General features: G+C 38.5%; 14 protein-coding genes. 13 read left to right on the top strand and 1 reads right to left on the bottom strand.

Annotated elements, in window-relative coordinates:
• Positions 1-18: 18 nt before the first annotated feature.
• From ACPWSO_RS06145 to ACPWSO_RS06130, 4 genes are all read left to right on the top strand, one after another.
• Positions 19-513 (top strand): hypothetical protein, encoded by a 495-nt coding sequence (locus ACPWSO_RS06145; RefSeq protein ID WP_426081985.1) that lies wholly within the window; start codon positions 19-21, stop codon positions 511-513.
• A gap of 298 nt (positions 514-811) precedes the next feature.
• Positions 812-1,732: an LCP family protein gene (locus ACPWSO_RS06140; protein WP_426081984.1), complete on the top strand. Its 921-nt coding sequence runs from the start codon at positions 812-814 to the stop codon at positions 1,730-1,732.
• A gap of 258 nt (positions 1,733-1,990) precedes the next feature.
• Positions 1,991-2,377: a DUF2809 domain-containing protein gene (locus ACPWSO_RS06135; RefSeq protein WP_426081983.1), complete on the top strand. Its 387-nt coding sequence runs from the start codon at positions 1,991-1,993 to the stop codon at positions 2,375-2,377.
• Positions 2,378-2,588: 211 nt separating this feature from the next.
• A complete protein-coding gene (locus ACPWSO_RS06130) occupies positions 2,589-3,569 on the top strand; it encodes a serine hydrolase domain-containing protein (RefSeq protein ID WP_426081982.1) in 981 nt (326 codons plus the stop codon).
• Positions 3,570-3,739: 170 nt separating this feature from the next.
• Here ACPWSO_RS06130 and ACPWSO_RS06125 read toward each other — a convergent pair whose 3' ends face one another.
• A complete protein-coding gene (locus ACPWSO_RS06125; RefSeq protein ID WP_426081981.1) occupies positions 3,740-4,291 on the bottom strand; it encodes a TetR/AcrR family transcriptional regulator in 552 nt (183 codons plus the stop codon).
• Positions 4,292-4,467: 176 nt separating this feature from the next.
• Between ACPWSO_RS06125 and ACPWSO_RS06120 the strand changes: the two genes are divergently transcribed.
• The 9 genes from ACPWSO_RS06120 to ACPWSO_RS06080 all read left to right on the top strand — a co-directional run bounded on the left by ACPWSO_RS06120 (position 4,468) and on the right by ACPWSO_RS06080 (position 16,191).
• On the top strand, positions 4,468-5,169 hold the full coding sequence (locus ACPWSO_RS06120) for an ABC transporter ATP-binding protein (RefSeq protein WP_426081980.1): 702 nt from the start codon (positions 4,468-4,470) through the stop codon (positions 5,167-5,169).
• Positions 5,170-5,183: 14 nt separating this feature from the next.
• Entirely contained in the window at positions 5,184-7,895 is a 2,712-nt protein-coding gene (locus ACPWSO_RS06115; protein ID WP_426081979.1) for an FtsX-like permease family protein, read from the top strand.
• A gap of 601 nt (positions 7,896-8,496) precedes the next feature.
• On the top strand, positions 8,497-9,231 hold the full coding sequence (locus ACPWSO_RS06110; RefSeq protein WP_426081978.1) for a LytR/AlgR family response regulator transcription factor: 735 nt from the start codon (positions 8,497-8,499) through the stop codon (positions 9,229-9,231).
• A 7-nt stretch (positions 9,232-9,238) separates the two neighbouring features.
• Positions 9,239-10,534 (top strand): sensor histidine kinase, encoded by a 1,296-nt coding sequence (locus ACPWSO_RS06105; protein WP_426081977.1) that lies wholly within the window; start codon positions 9,239-9,241, stop codon positions 10,532-10,534.
• A 408-nt stretch (positions 10,535-10,942) separates the two neighbouring features.
• Positions 10,943-11,692: an ABC transporter ATP-binding protein gene (locus ACPWSO_RS06100; protein WP_426081976.1), complete on the top strand. Its 750-nt coding sequence runs from the start codon at positions 10,943-10,945 to the stop codon at positions 11,690-11,692.
• Positions 11,689-13,128, top strand: coding sequence for a hypothetical protein (locus ACPWSO_RS06095; protein WP_426081975.1), 1,440 nt, complete (start codon positions 11,689-11,691; stop codon positions 13,126-13,128). The genes ACPWSO_RS06100 and ACPWSO_RS06095 overlap by 4 nt, the downstream gene beginning before the upstream one ends.
• Before the next feature lie 335 nt (positions 13,129-13,463).
• Entirely contained in the window at positions 13,464-14,630 is a 1,167-nt protein-coding gene (locus tag ACPWSO_RS06090) for a M28 family metallopeptidase (protein ID WP_426081974.1), read from the top strand.
• A gap of 50 nt (positions 14,631-14,680) precedes the next feature.
• On the top strand, positions 14,681-15,175 hold the full coding sequence (locus ACPWSO_RS06085; protein WP_426081973.1) for a GyrI-like domain-containing protein: 495 nt from the start codon (positions 14,681-14,683) through the stop codon (positions 15,173-15,175).
• 797 nt (positions 15,176-15,972) lie between these two features.
• The gene (locus ACPWSO_RS06080) at positions 15,973-16,191 is read left to right on the top strand and encodes a hypothetical protein (RefSeq protein WP_426081972.1); all 219 of its coding nucleotides are present in this window, start codon (positions 15,973-15,975) and stop codon (positions 16,189-16,191) included.
• Positions 16,192-16,233: the final 42 nt, after the last annotated feature.

Genomic DNA, 16,233 nt, shown 5'->3' with positions numbered 1-16,233 from the left:
TACCGGAGGAATTAGTGAATGAGTAATTTAATCATTTTATCGGAAAATCAAGCAGAAAGCATACAACTGTCAAATGGCCTCACAGCTGTTTTATTAACGACCTTCGGGTTAAGTGCATTTTCACTAGCTGAAACAGCCGCCAAAAAGGGCTTAACGATTTCCATTTTAGAGAATGATCAAAGCTGCATCGGATTAGGAACAATTCTGTTGAAGCTTTCTGGACTATCGTGGATTGAGCAGTCCTTCGAAGAGGATAAACGTTTTTTACTGCAGGCAGTAACTAGCATAAAAAAAAGAATCGGCTGGAAAAGCTTAGATTATTGTCCATCAGAGGAACTGCTGTTTCCTGTAGTCAATCAGCTAATTGCTTTGCTTGAAGAACTGACAATAGAACAGATTACTTGGTTATCTTTTGAGGAGGAGAGTGCTCTGTCAGCAGCTGCGTATCCTACATGTCCCTACCACGGATTATTATTGAGTATTTATGGCTGTCATGCCTGCAATGATCAATAAATCCTGAGTGGGTAATAGAAAAAAGAAAGCATTTTTCCAAAAATATGCATAAATAAAATATGAGTATTTTATTATTCTTGAAAACGAAAATAAATAGTTTTTAGATAGATAAAATAATCCTCTTAGGTTTCCAAGAGGATTATTTTGTTTTCTTTATGTTATTTATTTTTTAGTCTTATATCTGGCTAGTGAGATATCTAATTAAGAAGCTATTGCTTTCCTTCGGCGGTAAAAGTAGAATTATAAGAGAGAACGCTCGTTTTTTTATTAATTTTGATTGAACTAAGGGGGATATGGAGTGACAAGGAAGGGGAAAATTGTTGTTATTTTAATTGGCTTTTTTGTGCTGTTGATTATTTCGACTGCCGGATTGGCTGCTAAGTTTTATTCAGATATTTCAAAGGCCGCAGGTAAGAGCTATGAAGAAGTGAAACGGCATGATAGCTCAAAGCGTGAAGAACCAGTTGATTTAAAACAGCAGGAGCCATTTTCGGTGCTGCTGCTAGGTATTGATAATGGGACTGAGGATCGTGTAGATCAGGGGCGGTCTGATACGATGATGCTTGTAACGGTCAGTCCTAAACAGAAACAGACGACAATCGTCAGCATTCCGAGGGATACGTATACAGAAATCGTCGGTAAGGATATGGAAGATAAGATTAATCATGCGTATGCTTTTGGCGGAGCAGCCATGTCTATGGCTACGGTGGAAAAACTGCTGGATATTCCAGTAGACCATTATGTCTCGATTGATATGGCAGGGCTGAAGGACTTAGTTGACGCTGTAGGCGGCATTCATATCAGTAATACAATAAACTTTACTCAAGATGGCTATGGCTTCAATATCGGTGAAGTCTATTTAAATGGCGATAAGGCGCTGGCCTATTCCAGGATGCGCTATGATGATCCTAACGGGGATTATGGCAGACAGGAACGTCAAAGAAAAGTGCTTGATGGTCTGGTGAGGAAGATTCTTACTATTTCCGGAGTTACCAAATATGGGAATGTACTAGATGCTTTAGGCGAGCATATGAGAACAGACTTGACCTTTGATGAGATGAAAACCATCGCATTTGATTATCGTTCGATTCTTAGTGCTGTAAAGCAGGATCAGTTAAAAGGAGAAGGGTTCATGCAGAACGAAATTTCCTACCAGCGTATTACAGAAGAAGAATTGACACGGGTTCGGAATGAGCTGAAAAAGCAAATGGAGCAGTAACTAGATTGCTAAGAGTCTAGTTTTAGATGACGAAGAAAAATAAAGTAAGGTAATTAAGAGAGTGATAGTCAAAAAGAAAAATGAAGTGAGGACTAATTGTTAGATTTTTAAATCTGGCTGGGGACGCACTTCGTAAGCTTTTGACTGTTGCTCTTTTTTAGTTGTATTTTATTCAATACTCATTTATTGAGATGATTGTTGAAGGCTTAAATCTAAGGTAAAGTTTAAGAGTAGAAAGAAAAAAGGCAGGTTGCATAAATGATTAAAAGAAATAGAATTTATTACGGCATAGGCGTACTCCTTGTGATGGGAGCGGGATTATTTTCACGGCGTTTTTCCCAGCTGTTTCCAGCATTTGTCAATCAGTATTTAGGCGACAGCCTGTGGGCACTAATGATTTTTTTAATAGGATGTGTCTTTTTTCCTAAACAAAGAAGGTTCGTGTTATTTATAGGAGCGCTACTTTTTTGCTGGTTGATTGAAATCAGTCAGCTATATCAGGCTGATTGGATCAATACAATTCGAACGACTACTTTGGGGAGTTTGGTTTTAGGTCACGGCTTCCTTTGGTCGGATATGCTGGCGTATACGCTAGGTGTTGGTGCAGGTACTCTAATTGATGGGCAATTGGGAAAACGAAAATAATAAAGAAATTGATAGAGATAAAAAAGTTATTGGAGGTAGGTCAAAGGGAAACAATTGATTTATAACATTGTAAAATGTTTTTTTTGGTAATTTTCTGCGTGGTTAAGCAAACTAAAAATATTTTTAGTTTATTTTAAAATAGCTCTTGAAAAGGATTTTTAATGAAGTTATGCTTTATGAGAAGGCGCCTTCAATCAAAGGAGGAATTCGGATGAAGCATGAAAAAATAACAAATTTAAGAGAATTAATCAATCAGGAATACGGAAATACAGCAGGTATTATTGTGCAGAAAAATGACGAAAATGTATACGAAGAGTATTTCAATGAGTGTACAGCTGAGAGCTCTCTTCATGTTTTTTCTGTAACTAAAAGTATTATTTCCGCATTAATTGGCATTGCTGTAGAAAGAGGTTACATTAAAAGTATCGATCAGAAAGTACTGGACTTTTTCCCGGAATATGTAGTTAAGGACGGGGAAAAAGGAATACAACAGATAACAGTGAAGCAGTTGATGACGATGACTGCACCTTATAAGCATCAGACTGAACCTTATACAGAGTATTTTACTAGCTCTAGCTGGGTGAAATTTTCTTTAGATTTGTTAGGCGGTCAAGATTCACAAGGGACGTTTCGCTATACACCTCTTGTGGGACCGGATATTTTAACTGGAATTTTAATAAAAGCAACTGGAAAATCTGTACGAAGTTTTGCAGCGGAAGCTTTGTTTGCACCTTTGGGAATCTCAGTAAAAAGTGACGTGGTTTTTCATAGTCAGGAAGAACAGCTTGCATTTTATGAAGCACGGAATATCAGTGGCTGGGTGGCAGATGCTTCTGGAGTGAATGCTGCCGGCTGGGGGTTGACGTTAACCACTACAGATATGGCAAAAATCGGTCAGCTTTATTTAAATGATGGTGTCTGGGAAGGGCAACAGATTATACCAGCCAGCTGGATAGGGGAAAGCACGAGAGAGCATAGCCGCTGGCTGGAGCCGAATCTGGCTTACGGCTACCTGTGGTGGGTAATAGATGAAGCAACTCATAGCTACGCAGCAATGGGCGATGGCGGCAATATCATCTATGTTAATTCCCGCAAAAACTTGGTGATTGCGATGACGGCGCTCTTTATGCCGGAAGCCAAGGACCGCATTGATTTTATCCAAAAATATGTGGAACCAGCTTTTGAGGAATAATGCTTTCTGCTGATAGAATAAAAGCTTATTGGCGGAAGTATAGGTAAGTTCGCCATTTATTTGAAGGTTAATGAAAACAGAGAGAAGGATATTAATAAAATCCTTTTCTCTGTTTTATGTTGTCAAAAGGGAAGATCAACAACCAAAGTTTGCCAGTCCTTCCCCGCATGCTATTGAATCTTTGTGGAGAAAAGAGTCAGAATCATTGTGCAGGTTTCCTCAGGTGTTAGGTAAGAATAGCGTTTTAGCCAATTTTCGATAAGCCCAATTGTTCCGTCAACGAAATAAGTGAAGTACAAATCCAGCCTGTCAGGAGAGGAGTCAGCAAAGATATGCCGAAATTGCTCAAAGGCTTGGGGACGCACCCGTTCAAGTATGGAACTGAGCAGCCGGCTTTCATTTTTACCGCTGAGAATAATACGAACGGCATCCTTGTTTTCACTTAAAATAGTTAAAATAGTGACGAGCCAGCTATCCAGAGCCTTTTCATTGATTTGGATGCTGCTCATAATTTCTTCAATCAAATTGTTCTCAATTTGCTGAAACAAATCATAAGGATCAGAATAATATTTATAGAAGGTGCCGCGATTGACATCTGCTTGTTCACAGATTTCTTTAACCGTAATCCTTGATAAATCTTTGGTTTGCAATAAAGCTAGAAACTCTTTGCGGATGACTTTTTTTGTGTATAGTGTCCGGCGGTTATTAGGGGTACCAGCCATGTCAATCCCTTCTCTCTCTTCTTAATTATATGAACATATTTTTCGAATCTGTCTATTTAATGACAAAATTTTAAAATTTGAGGCTTGCTCCAAAAGTACACAATGAGTATACTAACATCATGTTAAAAAATCAACATCATGTCTATTTCATGATGTGTTAAAAGAGGGATACCTAAATGAGTTATGTTGAAATAAAGAATGAATATCGACGATACAAAATGGGGGAAACGGAAATCGTAGCCAACGAAGACCTTTCTTTTTCTATTGAAAAAGGTGAGTTAGCCATTATTTTAGGACCTAGCGGTGCTGGCAAATCAACAGTTTTAAATATTTTAGGCGGGATGGATTCGCCGGATGAAGGTCAAGTAATCGTTGATGGAACAGATATTGCTCAATTTTCTGATAAGCAGCTGACAGCTTATCGAAGAACAGATGTCGGTTTTGTCTTTCAATTTTATAATTTAGTGCCTAATCTGACAGCCAAAGAAAATGTGGAGCTGGCCACAGAGGTGTCTCCAGCAGCATTAAACCCGGAAGAGGTGCTGGCCCAGGTTGGCTTATCTCATCGACTAAACAATTTTCCTTCACAGCTCTCTGGCGGAGAGCAGCAGCGGGTTTCTATTGCCCGGGCTTTAGCAAAAAATCCTAAGCTGCTTTTATGCGATGAACCTACTGGGGCACTGGATTTCGAGACAGGGAAGCAAGTCCTGAAGCTGTTGCAGAATGCCAGTAGAGAACAAGGAAATACAGTACTTATCATCACTCATAATTCCGCATTAGCGCCAATCGCAGATCGTGTGATTCGCATCAATGATGCGAAAGTCCGCTCAATCGAAACCAATGATTCGCCGATGTCGATTGATGAAATTATCTGGTAAGGGGCTGAATAGGAATGAAAAACAAAACATATCTAAAAGCTGCTTTTCGTGAAATAATAAAATCCAGAGGGCGCTTCATTGCGATTATTCTGATTATTTTTCTAGGAACACTTCTATTTGTGGGAGTGAAGACGACTGGACCGGTATTGAATACTTCTGGAAGCCAATATTTCGAAAAGCAGCACTTATCTGACTTACAGATCCTATCCACTGGCGGATTGACTGCAGCCGATGAAGAACGACTAAAAGGAATTTCTGGAATTGAAGTAGAAGCAGGAAAGCAGTTTTACTACGCAGAACCCGAAAAAAATGAGGTTGTGCAGATTTTTTCCTATGATAAAGAGCAAAAACAAAATCAGCTGGTTGTCGTAAAAGGACGGCTGCCTCAAGTGGATAAAGAAGTTGTGCTGGACAGTGCGGCTGAAAAATCAGGTTATAAAATTGGCGATAATTATTTAATTGATGATTCTGAACAGCTAACTAATAAGGAGTATACAATTGTTGGTTTTGTAAATTCCCCATTGTTCATCAACACGACTGATCGGGGCATGACCACGATTGGTGATGGAAATGTAGATTTTTTTGTCTATGTGCCAAAAGCCAATTTTGCAGCGGATATACAAGCTGTTTTATATCTGTCCTTTGATAATGTTAAAGGGTTAAACACTTATGAAAAAGAATATAAAGAGCAAATGCAGAAAAATCAGGAGCTGATTGAGAAAAAATTTTCCGGTCGACCTGAAGCCCGTCTAAAGGAGCTGCAGAATTTAATTGAAGATGAGCTGACACCTGCCAAAGAAAAAATTTCAGAAGGAAGAACAGCTCTGACAGATGCGCAAACTCAGCTTCAAGCTGGACAAGATGAGCTGGATCAACAGAAACAACAGCTGGAGCAGCTGCCTCTTCCTGAAGAACAAAAGACCGCTGCGTTACAGCAAATTATCACTGGACAAAATGAGCTGGATGAAAACAAAAAGCTCTTAGAAGAACAACAGGAAGAGCTAACTCAGGCAGAAGCAAAGGTTGCGGAAGGTGAGCAGGAACTTCGGACATTAAAAACGCCTACCTATTTCTATAATCAACGTACAGAAAATATCGGTTTTCAAGGATACGGCGATCTTTCTGACCGTATCGCAGCTATTGCCGATGTCTTTCCCGTCTTCTTTTTCTTTATTGCTGCGCTGATTACCTTCACCACGATGACTCGAATGGTAGAGGAAAATCGAAAAGAGATTGGGACTTTAAAGGCTTTAGGCTACAGCAAGTTTGAGATTTCTAAAAAATATGTCTTATATGCACTTTCAGCCTCGATTATTGGTGTACTATTAGGCGTTGTTGTTGGAACCAACACCTTACCGCGAATCGTGTTTGAGCTTTCCAGCGATCAGTATAATTTTAAAGATGTTCATATCTTTTATGAAGCTGTGCCTGTTATTCAGGCTAGTATTGCGTTTCTGTTTGCAACTTTAGGCTCTGCTTTGCTCGTTCTGCTGAAGGAATTAACTGAACGTCCATCGGCGTTGCTGCAGCCTAAGGCACCGAAGCCTGGTAAACGAATTTTTCTAGAATACATCACTCCTCTCTGGTCTAGACTGAGCTTCAATCAAAAGGTAAGCTATCGGAATTTATTCCGCTATAAGTCCCGAATGGTCATGGCAATTATTGGGATTGCTGGTTGTACAGGTCTTATGGTAGCTGGTTTTGGGATTAAGAATTCATTGGAGGCAGTAACTGATAAACAGTTTGGTCCAATCATTGATTATCAGGCAGTAGTCACCTTAGACGATGGAAACACAGACGAGGTAGAAGCAGTGCTTGATAAGGAAGCCAAAATTACTTCTTTTATGCCGGCTGTTAATCAGCTGCTGGAATTAAAAAAAGCAGGACAAGCGACACAAAGTGTAACGATGATGGTGCCGGGAGATCAAGCTGATTTTTCAAAATATATCCACTTAAGCAGCTTATCCGGAGAAAAGCTTTCTCTGCCGAAAAGCGGCGGAATCATTTCCGAAAAATTGGCGGAGCTGTTTAATGTAGAGGTAGGCGATGAACTGACTTTCTTTGATGAGAATCAGGAACCTGTTAAAATCAAGGTTGCTGGAATCACACAGAATTATTTGGGCCATTTCCTCTATGTTTCTCAAGACTACTATGAAACAGCTGTCGGTCAGAGCTTTGAAAAAAATGCTTTTCTTTTAAAGACTAAAAAAATGACAGTAAAAGAAGAAAATACCTTAGCAGGCAAGCTATTGGAAACCAAAGAGGTACAGAATACCAGCTTCCTGTCCAGTCAAATTGAGACGCAAAAGGGCATGATTGATAATTTGGATCCGGTGGTTCTGATTTTTGTAGTACTTTCAGGCTCCTTGGCGTTTGTCGTTCTTTATAATTTAACGAATATAAATATTTCAGAACGAGTTAGAGAACTCTCCACAATCAAGGTTCTGGGATTCTTTGATAAGGAAGTAACGATGTATATTATTAGAGAAAATATTATTTTTACATTGTTGGGAATCGTCGTTGGATATGGGATTGGGTATGTACTGACCGGCTTTATTATTCGTCAGGCATCCATGGAAAATTTGATTTTTCCACTGGTTATTCATTGGCCAGCCTATGTGATTTCTGCTGTATTAACCATTTCTTTTACAATTATCGTGATGCTTGTCACGCATTTCAAGCTGAAGCATATTGATATGATTGACTCCTTGAAGGCAAATGAATAGAAAATAAGCATAGGAGAGACCGGCTATTTCTGAGAACATTGGAAGAATAGTCGGTTTTTTAGTATGTGATGCAAGATTGTGACAAACACCCCTCTAAAGAGCTTCCAGCGTGATAGTAAAAAAAGCCGCTTAAACTGTTTAGCTGAAGTTGTTTTCTCAGCCGCCGCATCAAAAAGTTTAGGAGAAATCTTTATGAAAAAGGTTAACGAAAATTTGTCACACACACTGTGGAAATATAAGTATCGTTTACTCGTTAATAATTTAGGTTCATTTTAGTTATAGTGATGGGATATAAGCTGTTTATGTTGAAGTTTTTTAGTGTAATTTTTAAGTACAAAATATCGATTCTAAAAATGAAGATATGCAACGAGAAAGGAATGTTTGAATAAGAAATAGAATGATAGTAAATATGGTTAATGTTATACTTACATAGTAGAAAAATACCAAAAGAGTACAGAGATTCAAGTGTTTTCACAAGCTTTCCAGAAGCGGTTAGTTATGTACAGATTTCTTGATACTTAAGAGAACATTCTATCTATTTTCTATTGAAGTTATTTGATTGACGAGAACAGAAACTAATACTATGAAGGAGAGATAGAGGATGGAACAGAAAAATTCTTCATTACATATTGCAATTTGTGATGATCAACACATTATTTGTGAAGCATTAGCCCATCTGGTGGATATTGCTTTTTTAGGCACAGATTATGAATATTCCTATCATTCATTTCTTTCAGGAGAACACCTCTTAGCTCATCTGAACAGTGGTAATCATGCTTTTCAGGTGTATTTGCTAGATATTGAAATGGAGGGGATTGATGGTATGAAAACTGCCGAACAGATTCGTAAGAAGGATAAAGATGCAGTGATCATTTTCATCACTAGTCATGTGGAACGGATGTCTCAAGCATTTCATGTACTTGCATTTGGTTACTTGGTAAAGCCGTTAAATGATGAATCTGTTATTGCTACACTTCATTCTGCCATTCGTCTATTAAGGCAAAGAAAAGCGATATATACGTATTCCCTACGGAAACGAATTTATTCAGTCCCGCTTGCCCAGATCGAATATTTTGAAAGCCTTGGCAGGAAAATAGTAATCCATATGTCAAATGGGGAAAAAATGGAATATAATGGCTCGCTGAAGGAGACTATGAGCAAGGTGGAAGGGATTCCTTTTGCTCGAGCACATAATTCTTTTGTGGTCAATCTGGAGCAGGTTGCATTATTGGAGAGTTGGCAGGTACAGCTGCAATCAGGTACGAAAATTGCTATCGGCAAACGATACCATGCGTCCTTCCATTCTGGGTATCGCGCCTTCATACGAGGAGTGTAAAAAAGATATGGCAGTTTTTTTTGATTATTTGCAAGGAGTGACTTTTGGAGCATTTACAATGTGGACCTTTGATTTTTACTGCAGCATTTTTTTAGTCCGGAAAAAGGAGTGGCGGCTTAGCTGGATTATCTTGATTCTTTTAGTGACTGGTGCAGTCAGAAATCAAATCGGGATTTTTCTGAATACGAATTTTCCTATTTACAGCTTTATTCGCGCTCTCTTAGCCTTATCTAATACGTATATTGTGATTGCGATCGTTCTTCTGTCGTTTTATGGGAACATGAGAAAAAAATTTTTTTTGGCAGTACTTTTCTTTATCCCAATCTTTACTTCTGAAATACTTGCTAGTTCATTTATGTTGTCCATTTACCAAACGAACATGGGTGATATCACTTTGGAGAGTGAACTGTTTAGTCTAATCAACATATTAGCTGGTGTTTTGTGTTTTATGTTTGTAGTTGTTATTCGGATAACGTATCGTAAATTTGATTTTAAGGTGGTTGCAACTAGAACCTATCCGTTGGAACTGACTGTTCCTATTTTAAGTATGATAGCCTGCAGTTATCTGCTGCAATTCGGTTCATATATCTTTTCTTATATCGGTTTGATATTTTTGGCCATCAACGTGATTGCTTTGCTGGTGTATATACGACAAGAGCTGTACTATAAGCAAAATCAGAAGTACGCTTTACAGCGGCAGCTTGACAGCTTTCGTGATGCACATTATCGAGAATTGGAAGCTCATCAGAATGAAATCCGTGCTATCAGACATGATATCAAGAATCAGTTGATTGTTATGAATGCCTATATGAAGTCCGGATTAATAGAGAGAGCCGGTGAACAAATCAATACATTGATTGAACAGTTATATGAAAATGAAGGTTATTTTTTTACAGAGCATGTTGGTATCAATGGGCTTTTGACTGCCGTATGCAAAAAAGCACAGGAGGCAGGGATTACCTGTGAGTTTGATATCAATTTGCCTCGGGAAATCGAAATTGAAGATACCGACTTTGCCGCTTTATTAGGAAATATATTAGATAATGCGCTAGAAGCTTGTTATCATTGCGATAGTGCATCTTATATCAGACTTGATATGGTAAAACGAAACAATGTAGTGGTTCTATGGTGTGAAAATAGCATAGATGGTCAAGCAATGACGCTCAGCACACGCAAGAAGGATTATACAAATCATGGTATTGGCATGAAAATAATCCGACGAATTGTAGAAAAATACAGTGGTGATTTGCAATATCGCTTTGAGGATCAACGTTTTGTCTTGGAATTTACGTTATTTTTGTAGTGGAAAAAGAAGATATCTGTTTAAAAGCCATTTAGAGGAAGCACTCCTATGAGATTATAGGACAAGTAAAGCTTCTAGTTTTGTACTCAATGATCGAAATTAAAAATAACCTATTAAAAGAAACAAATTTTTCAGTTGAGCAGCTCGTGTTGCTTAACTGTTTTTTTATTTGCAGGTCTGAGACGGGAAAGTATGAAGGAAGCTTTTTGCTGGATGTTTATGACAGGAATCCCCTCTGTTTATGTCGATTACTGCAAATTGCTTTTTTTGCTATGTTATACTACTACGTACTAAAGAGCCGCTAAACTCAGCAATCTTATAAGTAAATTATCCGCTCAAAACGTAAATCATTGTAGAAACAGTTACTGAATAAAAAACTTGTTTTTACCTGGGGAAGGGAGTAGTTTGATGCAATCGATTGAAATGAACCAGGTCGAGAAAAATTTTGGCAATATCAAAGCTATCAATGGGTTGGATATAACTGTACAAGAAGGTCAGGTATGTGCATTTCTTGGACATAACGGCGCCGGCAAAACGACGACACTGCGGATGTTGTTAGGGCTGGTTCGACAGGATAAAGGGAGTATCTCTGTATTTGGACTAGATCCGAGAAAGAATGGTGATCAAATACGCGCGATGTGTGGTGTTCTAAGCGAAGAGGTTGGGTTATACGAGCCTTTATCAGTCTATGATAATTTGATGTATTTTGCAGATATTTATGGTATGCCTTGCAACGAAGCGAATCTTCGTATCAATTCGGCTTTAGAGCAGTTCGGAATTGCTGACAAGCGTGATTTGCCGGTCAAGGGGTTTTCTACAGGGATGAAAAAGAAGACCGCACTTATCCGTGCCATGCTTCATCGTCCACGACTGCTAATGCTGGATGAACCCACTAATGGCTTGGACCCGGAGGCTACTTTGGAATTACGTGAGATGCTCAAAAAACTTGCAAAGGAAAGTGGAGCGACTATTTTACTCACCACCCATAACCTTTCTGAGGTTCAGAAGATATGTGATCGAATCATTATCTTTCGACATGGACGTAATATTTTTACCGGTGACATCGACATACTGGAAAATGATCCGAATTATCAGAAAAATGGCACTTTTAATCTTGAAAAGCTGTATTTGGCACAGGAAAGTGGTATGAAAACATGAAAGTTCTATCATCGGTAATGCGTACCCAAAGAAAACTATTTTTCAAAGACAAGGGATTGTTGATATTTTATGGTCTAAGCATACTGGGGATTGGCGGAGTATTTCCTTTATTTTTCAAAGAGCTTGCGTTGCAGTTTACGCTTGCAGTTTTTATGTGTGTTACTATGCAAAAGCAATGGACAGCTGAAAGTATAGCAGGAGAACGAGAAGCTGGAACATTGGAATCTGTTATGACTACTCCTCTATCTACCAGTGGATTTTTACTTGGTAAAGCCTTGTACAATGTCATCTGTGCGCTTGTATATGCTGGAGCTATGGGAGTATGTATCTTTATCGTTCGCAGTTTTTCCGATACGTCTCAAGAAATGACACCTGTAAGCTGGATAGTCATTCTATGCGGCTTCTTATTTGTGATACTGGTTGCTGCGTTTTATGGCGTTTTATGTAGCTCAAAAGCAGAAACAATTCAACGAGCTGGAAGAAGGCCAACAATTTTGTGCTATGTGTTTTCGCTCTTTTTCGTTATTTTACTGACAGTTTTAACGAATCATGAAATCAATCAACCGAGGGGGCTATTAGTGATTTCTATCGGCTTCTTTTGTTCATCTGGAGGTGTCATCCTATACTCGGTTTTGAAAATCCTCCATATAGACAGACCTTCGATTATTGAAATTGAGAAACAGTCAAAGTATGAAATGATAACGATTTCAAGTAGGGGTCGCAAACATTTGGGAGATTCTCGAATACGTAATCAAGTAGAAGCCGTTTTTTTCCATGAGCTACATTACCTGAAAAGCCTAAAAATGCTGCAATTTCAATTTGGGATACTTACCCTATGCCCGGCAGGATTACAATTAACAATGTGGCTTATGTATGGGCTCAATGATTTGAGTTATTCTGTCCTGTTGCTTATTTTGATTATGCCTCGGATACCTACCAATTTGATTGCCTATTCGATTGGCGGAGAAAAGGCCTATAATACTGGAGAGACAATCCTTTCTACTCCTGTATTGGTGTCTGCTCTGTTTTGGGGCAAAGCGATAGTACCATGCTTTGTATCCATCGTGATGTTGTTGGTATCTGCAGCACTTCATCTGATTGCGGCAAACCTATTTTCTGTGATTGAAGGGACTCAGCTTTTATTTTACACGCCCAGTCAGCTTGTGCTGCTTATCGGTGTGGGGCTTGCGACTAGCTTTAGTATGGTTTTAGTATCGACCATTTTAAGTTTGAAAGCTAAAACTCCCCGAAAAGGTCTATACTACTCTACTTTTTTAGGTTTCGTGTTCTTCATGCCAGCTACAGTCATTAGTTACCAAACGAATGCCAGTTTAGGATGGTCACTTGTCTACTTTATTGTCCTACTATTTGTGAACATTTTCCTATATAACCGAGTCAAAAATGTCAGTCGTGATGAATTGATGACAAAATTATGATTCATTTTGATACTGATAAGCCGATTCGGAGATTCTCTATGTTGTCAGGGAAAAACGGCCTTCTAATCGTGTGGAATTAGTAAAACGTTCTAAAAAAGGAGGTTTCGAAAAATAACTGTGACAGTTGTGGTCGATAAATATAGCAGGTGTATAAAAATGGTAGGTGGTGAGGGGTGAAAAGGTAACAGAGCAATCGAAATTAGGGCTATTCATTTGGGGAAAATATTGGCTTCCACTGTTGTAATTATCAAGGAGAATGGCAATAAATCTGCTTTTTGATAAGTTTGAAGAGGTTAAAAAGCAGTTTAAATAATATTTAAAGAGGAGTGTGGAAATTGACGGTAAAAAAGAAGTTGATCCAAAAGCATTTAAAGAGACTGTGTGAGGATATTGGTGCTCGTCCGACAGGCTCAGAGGCGAACAAAGCAGCGGTAGCCTATGCAGCAGCGGAGCTTGAGAAAATCGGGTTTGAAGTTACATTACAAGAATTTCCTTGTCTAGCGTGGAAAGACGAAGGAGCAAGGTTAGAGGTCGATGGTGTGGTAGTAGAAACCATAGCTGCAGAATACTCGTTACCTTGTGATGTAGCAGGTGAAATTGTATATGTGGATACGATAGAAGGTCTGCGAGCAAGTGAACTGCATAGAAAAATTTGTATTATGAGTGGCGAGCTGTGTGAAGAACCGCTTATGCCTAAAAGTTTTACTTTCTGGAATCCCGAAAAGCATCAGGAAATTATTCGGCTGCTAGAGCAAAAGGAACCATTAGCAATTATAACGGTGAGTTTTTTACCGGATGTTGCAGTGCCAATCATTCAGGATGGGGATTTCAATATTCCATGTGCAGCTGTAAAAGGAGAAAGTGACCACATTTTGCGAGAAGCAACGTTTGCGAAACTTCAACTTTTTACAGAGCGTAAAGAATCCAATGGAAAAAATGTAATTGCTCATTATGGAGAGGGACCTCAAAAAATTTCATTTTCTGCACACATTGATACAAAACCTAATACACCAGGTGCGTTAGACAATGCCAGCGGGGTGGCAGCATTGTTAGTACTGGCTTCCAGTGTAACCAATATAGTAACTCCATATCAAATTGAAATTGTCCTATTCAATGGTGAAGATTATTACTCTACACCTGGTGAAAAGGCATACATGTCGACTTATTTGCAGGAACCAGATAAATTCATCTGTGCTTTCAATGTAGATGGTCTGGGAATGCAGGATAGCAAAACCTCTTATTCATTTTATGAATGCGGCGAAGAATTTGAGAAGCTTGTTTCTTCCTTTGCCCGTGACTTTCCTGATGTTGAGCAAATTGATCCTTGGCCGATGGGAGATCACATGTTATTTGCTGGATGTGGTATTCCAACAGTCGCTGTTACTGCATCAAATATCTTCATGCTTATGGAATCAGTAATGCATACACCAGCAGACAATTTGACCATTGTTGATAGTGATAAGATTGAAGCAGCTGTGAGTTTTCTTCTGGACTGCATTTAGAAATACGCTTTATTGTAAAAAATCTAATAAAAAAGAAAGAAGGAATGGCTATGGAGTGCAGAATTGAAAAAATGGACGCTTTTCGAGTTGTGGGAGTTAAGTTGACAACCACTACAGAAGGGGGAAAAGGCATGAAAGATATCCCTGTTTTTTGGGGAGAAGTGATGGAGCAGAAACAGCAGATACAGCTAGCTACTCTAATGGATACCATACCTTCGGGACTTCTAGGTGTAAGTGTCTATAACAGTGATGCAAACGATGCCAGAGTATTTGACTACTTTATTGCCTGCGCAACATCTAGACCTGTTCCGGAAGGGATGGAGGAGTATACAGTTCCTGCTGCTGAGTGGGCCGTTTTTCCTTGCTCACGAGAAAACATGGATCAAGTACAGGTAGATATTTTTAGTAAATGGATGCCAGCATCCGGCTATCGCGGACGAAATAGCGGATATGAAACAGGATATATCGCAGCGGGTGCACCCGATATCGAAGTTTATACCCAAGAGGGGGATGTTGAAATTTGGGTAGCTGTAGAAAAAATATGATTTTTCACAATGAGTAATAAAAATGAAGGAATATAATGCTCATTGCTTGTTCGATATTAAGTCATTGTTTGAGAACTGTAGCAGAGAAGGTTAGGGAAAAAGATATGTGCTTCAAGCAATAAGCCGGAATATGCGAAAATGGCTATACACATTTTCGCATATTCCGGCTTATTTTCGAGGGAGCTGCTTTTGGAATACCATTTATTCGGTTTTAAGGATGTCCAAAGTCTGGGATTTCGTTTATGCCCTAGATTAAGATGCTGAAAAGTATTTATTTGGTGCTTGATGCTAACCGTTTCTGTCGCAACCTCATGTTTTTTTAGTATGAATAATATGAGATGAGTTTCTTAATCGTTTCTCGAGAAAAAATCAAAGCAATATCATAAAATCTATTTTGAGTGACTATCTGCACCGATCAAAATTATAAAGTATGTTAATCGTTTTTGAAAGAACGGGCCGCGTATGAAAGAACAATTATATACTTTTATTCTGTTGGTATTAAAAAATTCAGTCTGTTTTTATCTGAGAGAAATCCGCAAATAAATATTAAGCACAAAATAATGGATTTTCAAAAATGAGCGTTTGTGAGAGGATGATTCTTAGTGCATTTTGACCATTTAGGATAACTCTTGGTGAATATTCTCAGAAACAGACGTTTTTTAAGAAAATAAAAGGTTCTCTCAAAACTGAGATAGCCAAAAAAGTTTATTGAAGAGAACGGGGTTAATTTGAATTAATAGTAGAGTATAGAAGTGTGATTGTCAACGCTGCTAGTAAACTAATCTGGGGGAATTTGAATGGATGTATCCGATTTCGACATTGAGTTAACAAGCGGGATTAAAAATTATGATATTGCTATTTATGATATTGCTATTAAAGAAGAGATTTATAAACAACCAGTTATTTTTCATGAAGTCCTTGGTTTGCACGTGATTTACGACTTCAAATATGATGGCTGTTGGGTTGTTGTTCAAAAAATAGATGTAGAAAACAATTTTTCTAAAAGCGAACGGTAAAAATTCCTGAAGCTGAAAATAGTTAGGCTTCTCAGAAGGTAG

It is taken from the genome of Enterococcus sp. LJL51 (assembly GCF_049894025.1).
Taxonomy (GTDB): Bacteria; Bacillota; Bacilli; order Lactobacillales; family Enterococcaceae; genus Enterococcus_L.
The sequence above is the reverse complement of the archived record's forward strand: the minus strand, read 5'-3'. Positions and strand labels throughout refer to the sequence as shown.

Coding starts and splice junctions, on each gene's coding strand:
- ACPWSO_RS06145 (WP_426081985.1), top strand. CDS start 19: ATGAGTAATTTAATCATTTTATCGGAAAATCAAGCAGAAAGCATACAA.
- ACPWSO_RS06135 (WP_426081983.1), top strand. CDS start 1,991: ATGATTAAAAGAAATAGAATTTATTACGGCATAGGCGTACTCCTTGTG.
- ACPWSO_RS06130 (WP_426081982.1), top strand. CDS start 2,589: ATGAAGCATGAAAAAATAACAAATTTAAGAGAATTAATCAATCAGGAA.
- ACPWSO_RS06125 (WP_426081981.1), bottom strand. CDS start 4,291: ATGGCTGGTACCCCTAATAACCGCCGGACACTATACACAAAAAAAGTC.
- ACPWSO_RS06120 (WP_426081980.1), top strand. CDS start 4,468: ATGAGTTATGTTGAAATAAAGAATGAATATCGACGATACAAAATGGGG.
- ACPWSO_RS06115 (WP_426081979.1), top strand. CDS start 5,184: ATGAAAAACAAAACATATCTAAAAGCTGCTTTTCGTGAAATAATAAAA.
- ACPWSO_RS06110 (WP_426081978.1), top strand. CDS start 8,497: ATGGAACAGAAAAATTCTTCATTACATATTGCAATTTGTGATGATCAA.
- ACPWSO_RS06105 (WP_426081977.1), top strand. CDS start 9,239: ATGGCAGTTTTTTTTGATTATTTGCAAGGAGTGACTTTTGGAGCATTT.
- ACPWSO_RS06100 (WP_426081976.1), top strand. CDS start 10,943: ATGCAATCGATTGAAATGAACCAGGTCGAGAAAAATTTTGGCAATATC.
- ACPWSO_RS06095 (WP_426081975.1), top strand. CDS start 11,689: ATGAAAGTTCTATCATCGGTAATGCGTACCCAAAGAAAACTATTTTTC.
- ACPWSO_RS06085 (WP_426081973.1), top strand. CDS start 14,681: ATGGAGTGCAGAATTGAAAAAATGGACGCTTTTCGAGTTGTGGGAGTT.
- ACPWSO_RS06080 (WP_426081972.1), top strand. CDS start 15,973: ATGGATGTATCCGATTTCGACATTGAGTTAACAAGCGGGATTAAAAAT.